The organism is Chitinophaga rupis (assembly GCF_900109685.1).
Taxonomy (GTDB): Bacteria; Bacteroidota; Bacteroidia; order Chitinophagales; family Chitinophagaceae; genus Chitinophaga; species Chitinophaga rupis.
Genome location: NZ_FOBB01000001.1, coordinates 725,719 through 741,898 on the forward strand (window position 1 = coordinate 725,719; position 16,180 = coordinate 741,898).

A 16,180-nucleotide genomic window follows, 5' to 3' on the forward strand; every position below is an offset into this window, starting at 1 on the left:
GATTTTTGCTAATTTTAATTCAGATACAATATTATCAATACTTTCTGTATGAACAGATTTACTACCAGGTTATTCTTCACCGGTACCCTATTACTAACCACGTATTTTCTATCCCAGGCACAGACCAATACTGTTGAATTCGGGCAAAACCGTGTACAGCACAAGAATTTCAAGTGGCGGTACTATCAAACCCGGCATTTCAACACCTATTTTAGTCAGAACGGGCTGGAATTGGGTAAGTATGTGGCCCAGGAAGCCGAGAAGGAGTTACCCTCGCTGGAACAGTTCATGGAGTTCTCTTTCCGTCAAAGGCTGAATATAGTAGTATATAACAGCTTTGGGGAAATGAAGCAGTCCAACATAGGTATTGGTGTAGACTGGCAGAACACCGGCGGGGTTACTAAACTGGTGGGTAATAAAATGATCGTTTATTTTGATGGCGACCATAAACACCTGCAGAACCAGATACGGCAGGGCATAGCCCGCGTAATGCTGGAAACCCTTTTGTTTGGTGAGGATATCGGCGAGTTTGCCGGTAATGCTGTATTGATAGATTTCCCCAAATGGTTTACAGACGGCTTTATTGCCTATGCGGCAGAGAACTGGAATGCGGAAAAAGATGAAGAGCTGAAAGCCATCCTGCAATCCGGTAAATATACCAAGTTCAATTCCCTTGCATATGACCATCCCCTGCTGGCCGGCCATGCATTCTGGTTTTATGTGGAGAGCAAATACGGAAAAGATGCCGTGCCCTACCTCATGTACATATCCCGCATAAACCGTGGGCTGAAAAGAGGTTTTGAGCAGGTGCTGAGCCAAACGCCCAAAAAGGCTATGGAAGATTTCATGACGTACAACCTCAGGAAATACCAGCAGGATAACCGTCGCCGCCGGCAAATAGCCCGTGGCCGCACCGTGGTAACGCGCGAGATAGGTAAATCCGACTTTTACCGTTTCCAGGCCAATCCCCGGAATAATTCCTACGCTGTAGTAGAATTTAAGAAAGGCCTGTACCGCGTGCAGATACAGGTAGGCGACAATAAACCGAAAATACTGCTGCGCAGCGGTGTAAAACAGCTGGCCAACCAGCTGGATCCCAACTACCCGCAAATAGCCTGGAACCAGAAGGGTAACCGCATTGCCGTTGTTTATGAATATGAAGGCCGCACCCGCCTGATGGTGTATGATCTGATCAGCAAGATCACCACCAAACAGGACCTGAACATGTTTGACCGGGTGATAGATATGAAGTACTTCTTTGAATTTGATAATACCCTGCTGCTCTCTGCTGTTAAGAACGGGCATACGGATATTTTCACCTATAACATCAGCAACTACAAAACAGAACAGATCACCAACGACGTGTATGATGACCTGGACCCTTCTTTTGTGGCCTTCCCGGGTAAAAGCGGTATCATTTATTCATCCAACCGCCCTTCGCCCACTGCACGCAGTGCAGATACCGTGCTGCCTGGCGGCCGGTATAATGTATTCCTGGTTGATAACTGGAACAAGACCTCTGAAAAACAGATCTCCCAGCTAACAGATATGAAGTATGGCGATGCGCGCCTGCCCATGCAGTATAATAACACACACTTTACATTTGTAACGGACGAAAATGGGATCCGTAACCGCTTTGCCGGTTTCTTTAAATCAGAAAGAGCGGGTGTGGACAGCTTATTCTTTGTTGGTTCAGAGATCCTTCATAACCCGGAGCCTTCTGAGCTGGATTCTGCATTATCCGCATATGGCGCTACTGCTCCGGATTCCGTGGCAGCAATTACCATCACTAAAGATTCAACCTACGTATTCCCGGTAAGCAACTACCAATATGGTATTAAGGAATCCCGTATAGCAGGCGACCAGGGAATGGTATCTGAAGTAACGGCCATTAACAATTTTAAACGTTTGGTGAAGCTGAAGGTAGATACTACGGCCTTGCGTAAACGTAATGTAACGGCCCGGCCTACCGCCTTCCGCCAGTACCAGATGCACCAGGACAGCATTCGTATGGGATTGCCTACCTACCACGGACAGCAGCCACCCAGGGATACTGTTAAGAAGCCTGACTTTTTCCAGAACGAATTTGGAAATGAACCGGCAGACAGCAGCGCAGCTGTGAAAGATGGCATACCGCCCATTTCAATACCACAGATAGAAGCTGTGCTGAAAAAAGCGCGCCTGCTGCCGTATAAGCTCAAATTCTCATCAGACTACCTGATTGCACAGATAGATAACTCCGTGCTTATTAACAAGTACCAGCCCTTTACAGGCCCTCCGGTAAGCCCCATCCGCTTAACAGACCCGGTGAACGGCTTAATTCGTATAGGCGTAAGCGATCTGATGGAAGATTATAAGTTCAGCGGCGGCTTCCGCATACCTTCCTCCCTGGATGGTACGGAATACTTTGCCTCTTTTGCTTACCTTAAAAAACGGTTTGATTATAAATTCACTTATTACCGTAAGGTAGATAAGGCATCTTTGGGCGATCAGTATCCCATTAAGCTGAAGACCAACCTGTACCAGCTGGAAGTACGCTATCCGTTTGACGAGGTACGCAGCCTGCGCCTGCAAACCGGCTTCCGTAATGACCGTATGGTGATACTGGCATCTGACGATCAGAGCCTGAAAGTGCAGGACTTCAGCGAAAACTATGCGCTGGTACGCCTGGAATATGTGTATGACAATACCATTAACCCGGCTATTAATATCTGGAACGGTACCCGCTATAAGATCTATGGCGATATGAACGCCCAGCTTTCCGGTGACCTGAATGGCTTCTTTAACCCCACCGCAGCGGGTAAAGGCAAATTCACCTACAACATGGGTATTGATGTGCGGCACTATGAAAAAATATACCGCAACTTTATATGGGCCACCCGCTTCTCTGCCGACCTTTCATGGGGTACCCGCAAGCTGCTGTATTACCTGGGTGGTGTAGACAACTGGCTGAACCCGAAGATCAATACCAACACACCGGTAGACCTGACGGCCAACTACGGCTTCCAGACGCTGGCGGTGAACATGCGCGGGTATAAGCAAAATGCCAAGAATGGTAATAATGTAATGCTGTTCAATACAGAGCTGCGCCTGCCGGTGTTTGCCACCTTTATTGAGAAGCCCATTAACTCTGCCTTCCTGCGCAACTTCCAGCTCACCTCTTTCATAGACCTGGGTACTGCCTGGAATAAGACGCTGAACTTTAAAGATGCCAACTACACTTATTACAACGGCAGCGATGGTGTAACAGTGAAGATCAAAGAAGGCTTCCTGGGCCCCTTTGTAGGCGGCTATGGTTTTGGCGCCCGCACTACTATTGCAGGTTATTTCCTGCGGGTAGATGCCGGCTGGCCGATGATCGCTTTCTTCCGCGGCAACCCGATCTGGTACTTTGGTATGGGCGTGGATTTCTAAGCAAATACAATCATCTTTATACAGCAAGGGGGTGTATCATTAAAACGATACACCCCCTTTTTAATTGATATAGGGTATCCGGACAATAGATAATTCTTTTTATTTAGGCGTGGCAGATCTTAAGTGGTAAAGAATATGCATGAACAAACCCATGCAAACAGTAAAGCCCCATACATGACTATACTCCATTGGGTGCAGCACCATAGCGCATGTTTCCCGCAGCAGCGGCACTGGCTGCACTACCAGGTCCCAGCTGTTCCAGCGCAGGTAACGGCCAATGTATACGCCCCAGCCGCATAAAAGCATTACCGGTAAAATAAACAGCTGTACCGGCCATTTGGGAAAGCGGTTCATAAACATACCCTGCATTTGCTTAATGGATATAAAACCCAGCAGCAGGCCGTTCCAGGCAAAAGACAGGATCAATATCAGGTCAAACCACATAGGTGCTCCGCCTTCCGGTAAATGATACAGGTCTGTAAGTATATAAGGTGCATTAGGCAGGTATAGCAGCCACAAACAAAACACAGGTATCCATACCGGTAAAGGCCATTTGCTGCTGTCCAGGCGCCGCATCATCCAGGTTACGTAATAGGGCACCCAGGCCAGGAACAGGTTCCATAGCAGAAAGGTATATTGCCAGCTGCCGGTATGAATGCAGCGGAACGTTAATAATGTTATGCTAAAAGTAACAGCCAACCACAGGGCCTTTCTGCTGCTACCTGCTATGGTAGGTAATTGCATACGCATTTAATGCTTAATTGAAATGTTGAATAATGGCTTGGTTTCAAAACCGCTATTTAAAGAAAACCGGCAGAAATACCACCGCACCGGTAATTACGGCTACCACGGCGGCTATGAGCACGGCGCCGGCCGCTACATCCTTGATCCATTTTACGCGGGGGTGATAGTCCGGCGACAAATGATCCATCATTTTTTCGATAACGGTATTCAGCATTTCCGTTATCCATACCATGCCGGTAACAATACTAATGACTATCCACTGCACTGCGGTAATATGGCTCCAGGCTCCCAGCGCTATTACCAGCATCGTGGCTACAGCGTGTATACGGGCATGCGGCTCTGATATTATAAAAGCAGCAATGCCGCTGAAGGCATACCGGAAACTGTGCAGGCGGCGGTGCAGGTAGCTGTTTTTAGGAGGCATCATGGTTGTCAGGTTTTTGGGCCGTGCTTTCTGCAATCCATTTCCACCAGAAAGCAATACAGGTAAAATAAATAAAAAAGTGGATCAGCGCATCGCTAAGGGATGAACATTGGCGGTCCAATATCCAGACACAGGCCCCTGTTAGCAGTATGGCAGCAATAGTTACTAGGCTGCCGGTTATGCTAATGGGAATGTATGCCCAGCCATATTTTTTAAACCAGTACCGCTGCATAACATGTTCTTTTAATTGAACGAATGTTGCAGCGGGCCATGTTTCAGTGTTTGCCGCCCGGGCACTTTTGACAGAATAGCTTCCAGCAGGGGCAGCATTTGATTGAGCCCTTTGGTTTTGATAATGAAGTTCCATAGTGGTTCAAATTTTTTCCAGCCGCCGGCGTAGGCAAAATGTTTCAGCATATGTTTTAGCTCCGTATGCGCCAGGCTGGCGCTGGTAATGTTGCGCCAGCTATAGAAATTGCGGTAGGCCCAGTTGTAGCCCCGCTCCAGCTGCTCTGCTGAAAGGCCGTTGGTGCGGTACACCACATGCCGGGTATCATACAGGTCCCAGTTGCTGTGCAGCAAACGGCCCTGCTGCTGCATTCGTTTATACAAGGCCGTGCCAGGGTAAGGGGTGAGGATATGAAAGGTGCAGGTGGTAATACCATTGTTCACCGCCCAGTCTACCGTGCGTTTAAACACATCTTCATTATCATCATCCAGCCCGAATACAAAGCTGCCGTTGATCATAATCCCCAGGTCGTGCAGGCGGCGGATGGCCTCCGTATAGTCTTTCCCGATATTCTGCTTTTTATTGCTTTGCTGAAGGTTATGATTGCTGAAGGTTTCAAAACCTATGAATACACTGCGCAAACCCGCTGCTGCAGCCTGTTCTATGAGGTTGCCGCGTAAAATAGCTTCTACGGTAGAGGCGCCCTGGAACACCCGGTTCATACCCTGCATGCCATCAAACAAAGCAGCGGCAAACTTACGGTCGCCCAGCAGGTGATCGTCCAGGAAGTACAGGTGGCGGCCCGGCAGGCGGTCTATTTCCGCCAGGGCCTCATCTGCCTTTTGCACATAAAAAGAGCGGCCGCCTTCAAAAAAAGCATCCTTGTAACAGAAATCGCAATGGTGTGGGCAGCCCCTGGACACTACAATGGAATTGGGCACCAGGTACAGGTTTCGCCTGATCAGATCCCGGCGTATAGGTGGTATGCTGTGCAGTGTACGTTGCTGTGAAGTGTAGATCTTTTGCGTGCGCCGCTGCTTAAGATCTTTTAAGAACTGCGGAAAAGTATCTTCACCGGGACCGATGAAGATACTGTCCGCATGAGGCATAGCCTCTTCCGGCAACGACGTTACATGCAACCCACCCAGGCACACATAACAACCTTTGCTACGGTAATGATCTGCAATGGCATAAGCGCGGTACGCATTGGTAATGTATACCTGTATGATCACCAGCTGCGGATCATCATTCAGCTGCAGTGTTTCCACATGCTCATCCTGCAGGGTGATCTCATCATCCGCATCGCAGTAAGCCGCCAGGGTAGCCAATCCCAGTGGAGGAAACAGGGAGTACTTAATGGGGCGCCAGTAGGGGCTTTTTGCTTCCGTTAATGCCGGCAGGATCATTTTAATTTTCACGCGTGTAGTTTTTGATTGTCTCTATGAACCTCTTTCATGGGTTTAACTCCGCATATACCTCTCTCTGTGCAGGAAACATTTATCATGCGTTTGCATTTTGATCGTATGCGATATTACCGCCCAATGTATTCCAGCGGATCTTGCGGCTAAAGTACATGACGATGGCAAGGATGCTGAATAAGCCCAGGCTGCCCATGAGTAATGCCTGATCTTCTGACTGGATGATCACATAAATAAACCCGTACAACGTAAGCAGGGTGCCGCCTACAGCCAGCGTGGTACCAGCTTTTCTGAACACGCTGGCCGCGTAAGCGGTTACCAGGCTTAGGGTTAACAGGGTGGCAATGATATATGCCAGGTTAAAATTCAGCTGCTCGGCAAGGGCAATCAGCAAAGTGTAAAAAATGCATAGGGCCACGCCGATGAGTATATATTGTAATGGATGAACGCTGTGATGTTGCAGCAGCTCTATAAAGTAGAACAGCAGGAAGGTAAGGCCGATAATGAGTATCGCGTATTTCACGGCCCTCATGGATTTGGCATAACCATCTACCGGTAAAAAAAGCTTTACGCCAAAGTCCGCATCTTTAATATCATATTTATCTCCCACACTCCAGCTTTGCGGGAAGTTGCGGTTCAGGTGCAGCACCTGCCAGCTGGCGGTAAAGCCTTTAGCTGTGATATCGCGCTTTTCCGGCAACACAGAGCCATCAAAGCTGGGATTAGCCCAGGGGGCATTTATATTTACCCGGGTAGTTTTGCCTACCGGTGAAAAATAGATAAGGCCGGATCCTTTAAGACCCAGGTTAATGGAAAAGCTGGCCGTATCGCTATTGGCTACCATAGCGCTTAAAGGAATGCGTGTTTGCACACCATTGCCCAGCAAGTCAACAGCTGGAGTACCGGGGTTGCAAACATACGGCTGCCCGTTCCATAATACCTGCAGCTGGTTGGTGATGCCGCGCATGTCTGTAATACCGATCGACAGATAGGCCTCATCCCACAAAAAGCTGGTAGCCGGTATATTCAGCGCCACGGGGTCGGGTGTCGTGAAGACTCCGCTCAGCTGTAACTGAGAGCTGTACACGGCTACTTCATAAATACCCCGCTTGCGGATCTCCGGCGCCAGCTGCCCGTTGATATTAAGCTTGTCCGGTAAAAAGCAGGCTTGTTTGCGAATCAGCTCTTTTTTCTCATTCAGCTCCGTATAAGGCACTACCAGCACCGGGCCGGTGATGGTTTGCTCATTGGCCCACTTACTGCTTACTTCTTTAGTAGCATCGGTTTGCAGGTGCTCCCGTTCAGAAATAAGGCCCATGATCATGGCGGTGGGAATAAGCAATACCAATACCAGGAAGCCAATTACCAGGGCTTTAATGGAGTAGGAATTACGTTGCATAAATGTTTGCCTCTCGTTGGTTTGCGGTGTTTCCATGTTTTAAGTTTTAAAAAGCACTTTGTATTTCAAAGTATAGGGATAAAAAAAATTTCACTCTATAGACCGGATCATATTTTCCAGCGCAGCCAGGTGACCTTTAAAGGCTTTCTCCCCGGCTTTGGTAATGGAATAGGTGGTATTGGTCTTACGGCCAATAAAACCCTTGTGCACTTTCAGGTAACCGTTCTCCTCCAGCGTGGTCAGGTGGGAAGCCAGGTTGCCGTCTGTTACTTCCAGCACCTGCTTCAGGTCGTTGAAGCTCACCTCCTCATTCACCATGAGCACACTCATCACGCCCAGGCGAATGCGGCTGTCGAATAATTTATTGAGATTACCTATTGGATTCATTGCATCACAATTTCCATAAATTAATTGGAGAAAAATATGCTTTCTGTTTTTCAGCCTTCTGCATTCACTCCTCTTTCATATTTCCACCACATTACAAGGCCATATATTATATGGAGCACGCCAAAGCCCAGGGCCCAGAAATAAAGGCCGCGGCGTAAAAAGAAGATATTCAGGATACCCAGTATAATTTCTGTAATACCTAAATAACGTATATCCGTGAGTGTATATTTGCTGGCATTTACCAGGGCCAGGCCATAGAACACCAGGCAGGACGGGGCTATTAAAGGCTCATGGTTATTATACATTAACCCCAGTATAAAAAAACCACCGGTTACCAGTGGCAGGCATAGGTTTACTACCACTTTACGGGAGGTAGCATCCCAAATGGGCAGGTTATTACGGCGTGCTTTGCGCCAGGTAAAATAAGCGCCGCCAGCCAGGGTGATCCCTAATACCACAGCTGCCAGGATGATCAGCTTATAACGCAGTATAGCGTAGTCGGCATCGTAGTAACTGCCACGGGTATCCCAGGCAAGATAGTAGCTATGGATCCAGAGGTAGGCCACTGTGGCGCCGGCCAGGCCGCAAATGCCGGCCCATACGCCGCTTAAGCCGCTAAGGGATATGAAACGGCTGCTACGTTCCATTATGCGTTTAATATCACTTAACGTTTCCAGATGCTGCTGTTCATTCATATAGAAAGCACTTTGTAATTCAAAGTTAATGGAAATATTGGATTAACAAAATTATTTGAAGTGTTAGGTGTGAAAATGATTGAGAATCATTGGGATTGGATTTGTTAAAGTTACTGCCCGCTCATTTTGTCCAACGCCGCTACAATTACCCCGCAAGCCTCTTTGATCTCCTCCTTACTAATAATCAATGGCGGCGCTATGCGCAAACACTCCGGTGCAAACAGGAACCAGTCGGTGAGCAGGCCCTGGCTGATGCATTCATCAATCACCTTTTTATTAAAGGGAAAGTCCGCTAATTCAATTGCCATCAGCAGGCCCTGGGAGCGTACTGCTTTAATGGCGGGGTGCTGCAGGTATTGGTGAAAAAGCTGCTCCTTTTCTTTAACAGATGGAATAATATCTTCATCCAGCAAGGCATTCAGGGCGGCTAAGCCGGCGGCGCAGCTAACAGGGTGGCCGCCAAAAGTGGTAATATGTCCCAGCACCGGATTATGGGTAAGGCTCCACATAATATCACGGGAGGAAATGAAGGCCCCCAGCGGCATTCCACCGCCCAGGGCTTTGCCCAGCAATAACACATCGGGGACAATGCCAAACCGCTCAAAACCCCATAAGGCGCCGTTGCGGCCCAGTCCACATTGTATCTCGTCCAGCACCAGGAGGGCGCCGGTTTGGCTGCATTTTTCGCGCAGGGCGTGTAACCATTCCTGTTGGGGCGGGCGTACGCCTGCTTCTGCCTGCACGGTTTCTGCAATTACGCAGGCGGTGCGGGCAGTAATATGCTCCAGTGAGCTAAAGTCATTATAATCCAGGTGCTGAATATCCGGCAGCAGGGGGCGGTAGGCATTGCGCCATTCCTCCTGCCCCATAATACTCAAAGAGCCCTGGGTAGAGCCATGGTAGCTATTCTTAAAGGCAATGATCTCCGTACGGCCTGTATATCGTTTGGCCAGCTTCATAGCGCCTTCTACTGCTTCTGTACCGGAGTTGGTAAAGTACACACTATCCAGCGCAGTGGGCAGATTCTCCGTTAATCTGGCCGCAAAAGCTACCTGCGGCGATTGTACCAGCTCGCCATACACCAGCAGGTGCATGTATTGCTGCGCCTGATCCTGTATGGCTTTTACCACTTTGGGATGGCAGTGCCCTATATTACATACACTAATACCTGCAATCAGGTCCATGATGCGCTTGCCTGCTGCATCCCACATATACATTCCCTGGGCTTTGGTGATCTCCAGTGCCAGCGGTGCATCGGAAGTTTGTGCTACATGCCGTAAAAAAAGCTGCCGGTTGTTCATACAAATGCGAAGGTAGTAATTATACAAGCTTTTAGCTTTTAGCTATTGGCGATTAGCGTTTAGCGTTTAGCTTGGGGAAAGAAAAATGGCTGGTTATAATAGAATAGAAAAAATTTGCGTTATGCCTGATGGGCCATTATGGATTATTATTTGTAGCGGTTAACCAATAACTTGCAGCTAACAGCTAAAAGCTAATTGTTAATTGTTAATTGCTAACTGCTATTAAATCTATAATGATGCCTGTTATACTACCAGTAAAAGGAATACAGCCGGAATTTGGCAGCAACTGTTTTATTGCACCCAACGCTACCATTGTAGGCGATGTAACTATGGGCAACGATTGCAGCATATGGTTCAATGCCGTGGTGCGGGGCGATGTGAACAGTATTCGTATAGGCAATAAGGTGAATATACAGGACGGCGCCGTTATTCACTGCACCTACGAAAAAACAAAAGCCATTATTGGCAACAATGTATCCATAGGCCATAACGCCATTGTGCATGGCTGTACTGTAGATGATAATGTGCTGATAGGCATGGGCGCCATTGTAATGGATAATGCCCGTATTGGCAGCAACAGCATTATTGCCGCCGGGGCGGTGGTGCTGGAAGGTACCCAGGTAGAAGCAGGAACTATTTATGCCGGGGTGCCGGCTAAAAAGGTAAAAGACATCAGCCAGGAGCTGATCAGCGGCGAAATAGACCGGATTGCTAACAATTACCTCATGTATTCAGGCTGGTTCAAATAGTAAAAAATCATTATATTGCAGTAAATTACAAATTACAGATACCTATGAAGAAATTTTTACTCCTGATGTGGCTTACCGCTATGGTGGCTGCCGGGTGTGCTACGCAAAACGGCTGTCCCGCCAATAACTTTTATACCAAAGGCAATAAAAGCGATAACCGGAAGGCCCGTAAACAAATGGACAGCCGCGTATTCTAAGCTATTCCATACCCTATGCGACACAAAATTACCCTATTGCTGATTGTTGCCGGCCTGCTGACCATGAGCGCCTGCAAAACACAGAAAACCGGCTGTCCTCAACCCAAAAAGAACTGGGGTGCGGAAAAAGTGCTGGATGAGCTGAATAAACCCAAGAAACGGGGTTAATAACGTTCTTCTTCTATGGTTTCCAGGATGGTAGCGTAGCTGATGTACCTATCTGTATCTATCTCCCCCTCTTCTACGGCGGCCTTTACCGCGCAGCCGGGCTCATTGATATGCAGGCAGTTATTGAACTGACACTGCGTAATATAGGGCTGCATTTCCAGGAAGTAATGCGATAATTCTGTTTTAGGGATGTCTATGATCCCGAACTCCCGCAAACCGGGGGTATCTATTATTTGCCCACCATCCGGCAGGTCAAACATTTCTGCAAAAGTGGTAGTGTGCAGGCCTTTACCGCTCCAGCCGCTTACTTCTTTTGTACGCAGCTGCATACCGGGCAGCAGCTGGTTAATAAGGGAGGATTTGCCTACCCCGGAGTGGCCGGACATTAAGGTTACCTTATCTTTCAACATTTCCTGTACCTCGGTTATCCCTTCGCCCTTAGCCGCAGAAATGAGCAGCACAGGATAGCCAATATCCGTATACACATCTGCCATTTCCAGGAATTTTTCCCGGTCCTTTTCTTTCAGCAGGTCTTTTTTATTAAACACCAGAACGGCCGGAATGTGGTAGGCAGCGGCCGTTACCAGGAACCGGTCTATGAACCCGCGGGAAGTGCGGGGCTCCTTAATGGTGCATACCAGCACTGCCTGATCCAGGTTGGCGGCTACAATATGTTTGTGCGATCTTTTATGGGGAGAGCTACGGACAATGTAATTGCGGCGTGGCGCAATTTCCGTGATCATGGCATTGGCGGCCTCCTTTTCCTCTTCCACTACTTCTACAATGTCGCCCACGGCAATGGGGTTGGTGGAGGTAATGTCCTCATCCATCTTAAAAACACCTTTCATACGGGCCTGGTAAAACCCGCCATCCAGTGTTTTTACCTGGTACCAGCTGCCGGTCGATCTGTAAACGGTTCCTTGCATGAAGGGGCGAAGTTACGGTAAACTCCGGAAAGCCGTGTACCGCAACACCACTTCCAGCAGCAGGCAGGCCAGGGCCAGCATGGCCAGCGGGAAGAAATGTTCTGCGTAACGTTTATAGGAGGTGATCTCTACCTTGGTTTTTTCCAGCTTATCAATTTCATCGTAAATGTGCTGTAAGGCCACGGTATTGGTAGCGCGGAAGTATTTGCCGCCGGTTTCAGAAGATATTTTTTTCATCAGCTGCTCATCGATCTGCACATCCTGCATTTGCATTTGTATGCTGCCATCCGGCATGGTCATGGGGAAAGGCGCTTTGCCATAGGTACCAATACCAATGGTATATACCCGGATCTTGAAGGCTTTGGCTATTTCCAGCGCGGTAATAGGATCTACCAGGCCGGTATTGTTCACCCCATCCGTAAGCAGGATAATGACCTTACTTTGGGCTTTGCTGCTGCGTAAACGGTCTACCGCGGTGGCCAGTCCCATCCCAATGGCAGTACCATCCTGCAGCATACCGCTTTTTACCTGCATGATCTGGTTTTCCAGCACGGCATGATCGGTAGTGATAGGGCATTGCGTAAAGCTTTCGCCGGAAAAGATCACCAGGCCAATACGGTCGCTGATGCGTTTATTCACAAAATCCACAGCTACTTTCTTGGCGGCTTCGAGGCGGTTAGGCTGCAGGTCTTCTGCCAGCATACTACCGGAAATGTCTATACTCAGGGCAATGTCTATACCCTCACTGTCAATGTTTTCAGAGGTATTGCTGGTTTGCGGGCGGGCCAGCGCTGTAACCAGGGCTGCAAAAGCCAGCACGCGCAGTACCAGCAGCACCGGCCGGAATTGTACTTTCCAGGATACCGGCAGCCCTTTAAGGCCCTGTATGGAGGATACCTGCAAAGCGCCCTGCTGCCGCTGCTGTTGTTTAAAATACCAGTAAATAAGTAACGGTACCAGTAACAATAACCAGAAACACCAGGGATAGGCAAATGTTATATTTTTCCAGATCGACAGGTCCATTAGTTCAATTACGAATTATCAATTACGAATTAGGCGGAAAGCTGAAAGCATAAGGCATAAAGCTGATTATGTTTTGCTGCCGGCCTTTTGCTTTATGCTTTCTGCTTTACGCTTTGTGCTTTCAGCTTTTTGCATTAAGCGTTCTGCGCTTCAGCCGGCTTAGCGGCTGGTTTGGTCCACTCCACTATTTCAACGGCTTTGTGCATACTTTCTTCGTGCTCCTGCGGTGTAGGCTGCAGCTTTGCAAACTTAGCCAGGTCGGCCAGCGATAACAGCGCCCGCAGCTTATCGCGCTGCTGGTTCAGGATGGTCACCGGTTTTATGTTCTGCAACAGTTCTGCCGTAGTTTGTTCCAGCGCAGCTATGCCAAACTGCTCCTCAAAATAGGTACGCAAAATATCTGTGAGCCTTGTATAATATTCTTTCACATTACCCTGCTGCCATACCTTTTCTGCATCCAGCTCTTTTAACAGGCGCAGGGTACGGTCGTACACTGGTTCCAGCGGCGCTGCAGGTACTACTTTTTCCTTAACCGGGCGCTTACGGAAGTATAGCCACAGCCCTAACGCCAACAGCACTACCGCTGCGCCAATAGCCATGTACAGCCAGTAATCCCAAATGTTCCAGGCCACGGTGCGCACACTTTTAATAGGCTTAAATGCTTTGGTAGTATCTACCGTAACGGTGTTTACATCTATACCAATGGGCTGCGAAAAAGCAGAGTCCACCATACCGGCAGGGGAAAATACATCAAACCGCAGTGCGGGTATATCCCAGCGGCCGGAGTCAAAGCTGGTAAGGGTAAAGGTTTGTTTAAAAAAAGTTTCGTTATTACCGGCGTTGGTAACGGTATCCAGCTTAGAGCGGTCTACTACCTCCCAGTGATTAAAAGAATCCGGCAGGTTAGGGAAGGTGAGCCGCAGGCTGGCGGCTTTCAGCTGGTTCAGATCCACTTTGGCAGACAGCTCCAGCTTAACCTGTTCGCCTATACGTATTTTATCGGTATCGGCCAGGGCCTTTACCTGGTAATGGTCCTGGGCCAGCAAGCGGAAAGGACACAGGTATCCCAGCAATACACATAAAAAAATACGCTGTAAGATTATTCTTTTTTGCATGATGGTTTTTGCTCCGCTTTAAAACTTATGCCCGGTTCAGGAAAAATGTTTGCAATGCTTTTACGTAATCTTCGTCGGTACGCACACTTACCAGCTCAGCCCCGCTTTTCAGGAATGCGCTGCGGCAGTATTGTGTGTGCTGCAGGAACTGCTGGGTGTAATATTGCTGCACCCGTTTATCAGCCGCATCCACCCACTGGCGGCCGCCTGTTTCAGCATCCACGGCCTGTATAAGGCCTACCGGCGGCAGCTCTTTATCGCGCTGGTCATACACGTGTATACCCACCATATCATGCCGGCGGGAGGCGATGGTCAATGCATCCTGGTAGTCGCCTGCCAGAAAATCGCTCAGCAGGAAAACAATACTCCGCTTTTTGGCGGCATTGTTAAAGAAGCGGAGGGTTTCCCGGATATTGGTGCCTTTCTTTTTAGGTTTGAAAGAAAGCAGCTCGCGGATAATGAACAGGATATGTGATTTGCCCTTTTTGGGGGGAATGTATTTCTCCACCCCATCGCTAAAAAATATCACCCCCACCTTATCGTTGTTATTGATAGCGGAAAAGGCCAGTACGGCGCATATTTCCGTTGTAAGGTTGCGTTTATTCTGGTGCACGGTACCAAACACAGAGCTTTCACTTACATCCACCAGCAGCATTACGGTGAGCTCTCTTTCCTCTTCGAAGATCTTTACAAAAGGATGGTTGAACCGTGCTGTTACATTCCAGTCAATAGACCGTACATCATCTCCAAACTGGTATTCCCTAACCTCACTGAACGACATGCCCCTTCCTTTAAAGGCGCTGTGGTACTCCCCGGAAAAAATGTGGTTGGAGAGCCCCCGGGTCTTCATTTCTATGCGTCTTACCTTTTTGAGTATTTCTGCTGTATCCACCCGACCTAAGAATTAATAATTAATAATTAAGAATGAATAATTAATACCGACTGCCAACTGCCCACTTATAACTGCCAACTATCTTATGGTACTTCAACGGCATTCAGTATTTCGCTCAGGATATTCTCAGAGGTTACGTTCTCTGCTTCTGCTTCGTAGGTAAGGCCTACGCGGTGGCGCATTACATCAAAACAAATGCTGCGCACGTCTTCCGGTATCACATATCCGCGGCGTTTCATGAACGCATAGGATTTTGCAGCCCAGGCCAAACTAATGCTGGCACGGGGCGATCCGCCGTAGGAGATCAAAGGTTTCAGCTTTTGCAGCTTATACTCTTCCGGATGGCGGGTGGCAAATACAATATCCAGTATATAACGTTCTATCTTCTCATCCATATACACTTCCCTTACCAGCTTGCGGGCCTGCACAATATCGGCCGGGTTTATTACCGGATTAATAGCGCTCATGCCGTCCGGGTTCAGGTTCTGGCGGATGATATGTCTTTCTTCTTCCTTGGTGGGATAGCCGATCACTACTTTCAGCATAAAACGGTCTACCTGTGCTTCGGGCAGGGTGTAGGTACCTTCCTGCTCTATCGGGTTCTGGGTGGCCAGTACCAGGAAAGGCTCTTCCAGCTTAAAGGTAGTATCGCCAATGGTGATCTGTTTTTCCTGCATGGCTTCCAGCAGGGCGCTCTGCACTTTTGCCGGGGCACGGTTAATTTCATCTGCCAGGATAAAGTTGGCAAAGATGGGCCCTTTACGCACCACAAACTCATTGCGCTGCTGGTTATAGATCATGGTACCTACCACATCGGCCGGTAAAAGGTCCGGTGTGAACTGTATACGGCTGAATTTTGCGTTAATAGCGGATGATAAAGACTTGATGGACAAGGTTTTTGCCAGACCAGGCACCCCTTCCAGCAGCACGTGCCCCTGGGCCAGCAGGCCAATTAAAAGGCGTTCTACCATGTAGCGCTGGCCAACTATCACTTTTCCCAGCTCAATATTCAACAGATCAACGAATGCGCTGGCCTGGTGGATCTTTTCGTTCAATTGACGGATATCTTGCGATGTATTCTCCATGCGATGTATGTGTT

The 16,180-nt window shown here is 48.4% G+C and carries 17 protein-coding genes; 4 read left to right on the top strand and 13 right to left on the bottom strand.

Going from position 1 to position 16,180, the window contains the following annotated elements; translation table 11 throughout:
* The first annotated feature begins 48 nt into the window (after window positions 1-48).
* A complete protein-coding gene (locus BMZ54_RS02810) occupies window positions 49-3,414 on the top strand; it encodes a hypothetical protein (RefSeq protein WP_089906622.1) in 3,366 nt (1,121 codons plus the stop codon).
* 99 nt (window positions 3,415-3,513) lie between these two features.
* On the opposite strand, the gene BMZ54_RS02815 is transcribed toward BMZ54_RS02810, so the two are convergent.
* The 8 genes from BMZ54_RS02815 to BMZ54_RS02850 form a co-directional block, all read right to left on the bottom strand.
* Window positions 3,514-4,158, bottom strand: coding sequence for a DUF1361 domain-containing protein (locus tag BMZ54_RS02815; RefSeq protein ID WP_162277454.1), 645 nt, complete (start codon window positions 4,156-4,158; stop codon window positions 3,514-3,516).
* 52 nt (window positions 4,159-4,210) lie between these two features.
* Entirely contained in the window at window positions 4,211-4,585 is a 375-nt protein-coding gene (locus BMZ54_RS02820) for a diacylglycerol kinase family protein (RefSeq protein ID WP_238386470.1), read from the bottom strand.
* The gene (locus BMZ54_RS02825) at window positions 4,572-4,814 is read right to left on the bottom strand and encodes a hypothetical protein (RefSeq protein WP_089906624.1); all 243 of its coding nucleotides are present in this window, start codon (window positions 4,812-4,814) and stop codon (window positions 4,572-4,574) included. The genes BMZ54_RS02820 and BMZ54_RS02825 overlap by 14 nt, the downstream gene beginning before the upstream one ends.
* A gap of 11 nt (window positions 4,815-4,825) precedes the next feature.
* Entirely contained in the window at window positions 4,826-6,229 is a 1,404-nt protein-coding gene (locus tag BMZ54_RS02830) for a B12-binding domain-containing radical SAM protein (RefSeq protein ID WP_089906625.1), read from the bottom strand.
* An 82-nt stretch (window positions 6,230-6,311) separates the two neighbouring features.
* The gene (gene creD / locus BMZ54_RS02835) at window positions 6,312-7,664 is read right to left on the bottom strand and encodes a cell envelope integrity protein CreD (RefSeq protein WP_089906626.1); all 1,353 of its coding nucleotides are present in this window, start codon (window positions 7,662-7,664) and stop codon (window positions 6,312-6,314) included.
* 54 nt (window positions 7,665-7,718) lie between these two features.
* Window positions 7,719-8,015 (bottom strand): winged helix-turn-helix domain-containing protein, encoded by a 297-nt coding sequence (locus BMZ54_RS02840; RefSeq protein WP_089906627.1) that lies wholly within the window; start codon window positions 8,013-8,015, stop codon window positions 7,719-7,721.
* Window positions 8,016-8,065: 50 nt separating this feature from the next.
* On the bottom strand, window positions 8,066-8,710 hold the full coding sequence (locus BMZ54_RS02845) for a hypothetical protein (RefSeq protein WP_089906628.1): 645 nt from the start codon (window positions 8,708-8,710) through the stop codon (window positions 8,066-8,068).
* 110 nt (window positions 8,711-8,820) lie between these two features.
* On the bottom strand, window positions 8,821-10,011 hold the full coding sequence (locus tag BMZ54_RS02850) for an aspartate aminotransferase family protein (RefSeq protein WP_089906629.1): 1,191 nt from the start codon (window positions 10,009-10,011) through the stop codon (window positions 8,821-8,823).
* A 236-nt stretch (window positions 10,012-10,247) separates the two neighbouring features.
* On the opposite strand from BMZ54_RS02850, the gene BMZ54_RS02855 reads away from it, so the two are divergent.
* From BMZ54_RS02855 to BMZ54_RS32880, 3 genes are read left to right on the top strand one after another with little or no spacing between them, the layout of a single operon-like run.
* Entirely contained in the window at window positions 10,248-10,760 is a 513-nt protein-coding gene (locus BMZ54_RS02855) for a gamma carbonic anhydrase family protein (protein ID WP_089906630.1), read from the top strand.
* A gap of 44 nt (window positions 10,761-10,804) precedes the next feature.
* Window positions 10,805-10,957 carry a hypothetical protein gene (locus tag BMZ54_RS32875; RefSeq protein ID WP_156093005.1) on the top strand — a complete coding sequence of 51 codons (153 nt, stop codon included), beginning with the start codon at window positions 10,805-10,807 and terminating at the stop codon, window positions 10,955-10,957.
* A gap of 15 nt (window positions 10,958-10,972) precedes the next feature.
* A complete protein-coding gene (locus tag BMZ54_RS32880) occupies window positions 10,973-11,125 on the top strand; it encodes a hypothetical protein (protein WP_156093006.1) in 153 nt (50 codons plus the stop codon).
* Here the strand turns inward: BMZ54_RS32880 and rsgA are convergent.
* From rsgA to BMZ54_RS02880, 5 genes are all read right to left on the bottom strand, one after another.
* Entirely contained in the window at window positions 11,122-12,051 is a 930-nt protein-coding gene (gene rsgA, locus BMZ54_RS02860) for a ribosome small subunit-dependent GTPase A (RefSeq protein WP_089906631.1), read from the bottom strand. The genes BMZ54_RS32880 and rsgA overlap by 4 nt on opposite strands.
* Window positions 12,052-12,063: 12 nt before the next feature.
* Window positions 12,064-13,074: a vWA domain-containing protein gene (locus BMZ54_RS02865; protein ID WP_089906632.1), complete on the bottom strand. Its 1,011-nt coding sequence runs from the start codon at window positions 13,072-13,074 to the stop codon at window positions 12,064-12,066.
* 134 nt (window positions 13,075-13,208) lie between these two features.
* A complete protein-coding gene (locus BMZ54_RS02870; RefSeq protein WP_089906633.1) occupies window positions 13,209-14,189 on the bottom strand; it encodes a hypothetical protein in 981 nt (326 codons plus the stop codon).
* A gap of 25 nt (window positions 14,190-14,214) precedes the next feature.
* Complete coding sequence (locus tag BMZ54_RS02875) at window positions 14,215-15,081, bottom strand: DUF58 domain-containing protein (protein ID WP_089906634.1); 867 nt, start codon at window positions 15,079-15,081, stop codon at window positions 14,215-14,217.
* 83 nt (window positions 15,082-15,164) lie between these two features.
* Window positions 15,165-16,166, bottom strand: a complete 1,002-nt coding sequence (locus tag BMZ54_RS02880; RefSeq protein WP_089906635.1) for an AAA family ATPase — start codon at window positions 16,164-16,166, stop codon at window positions 15,165-15,167.
* Window positions 16,167-16,180: the final 14 nt, after the last annotated feature.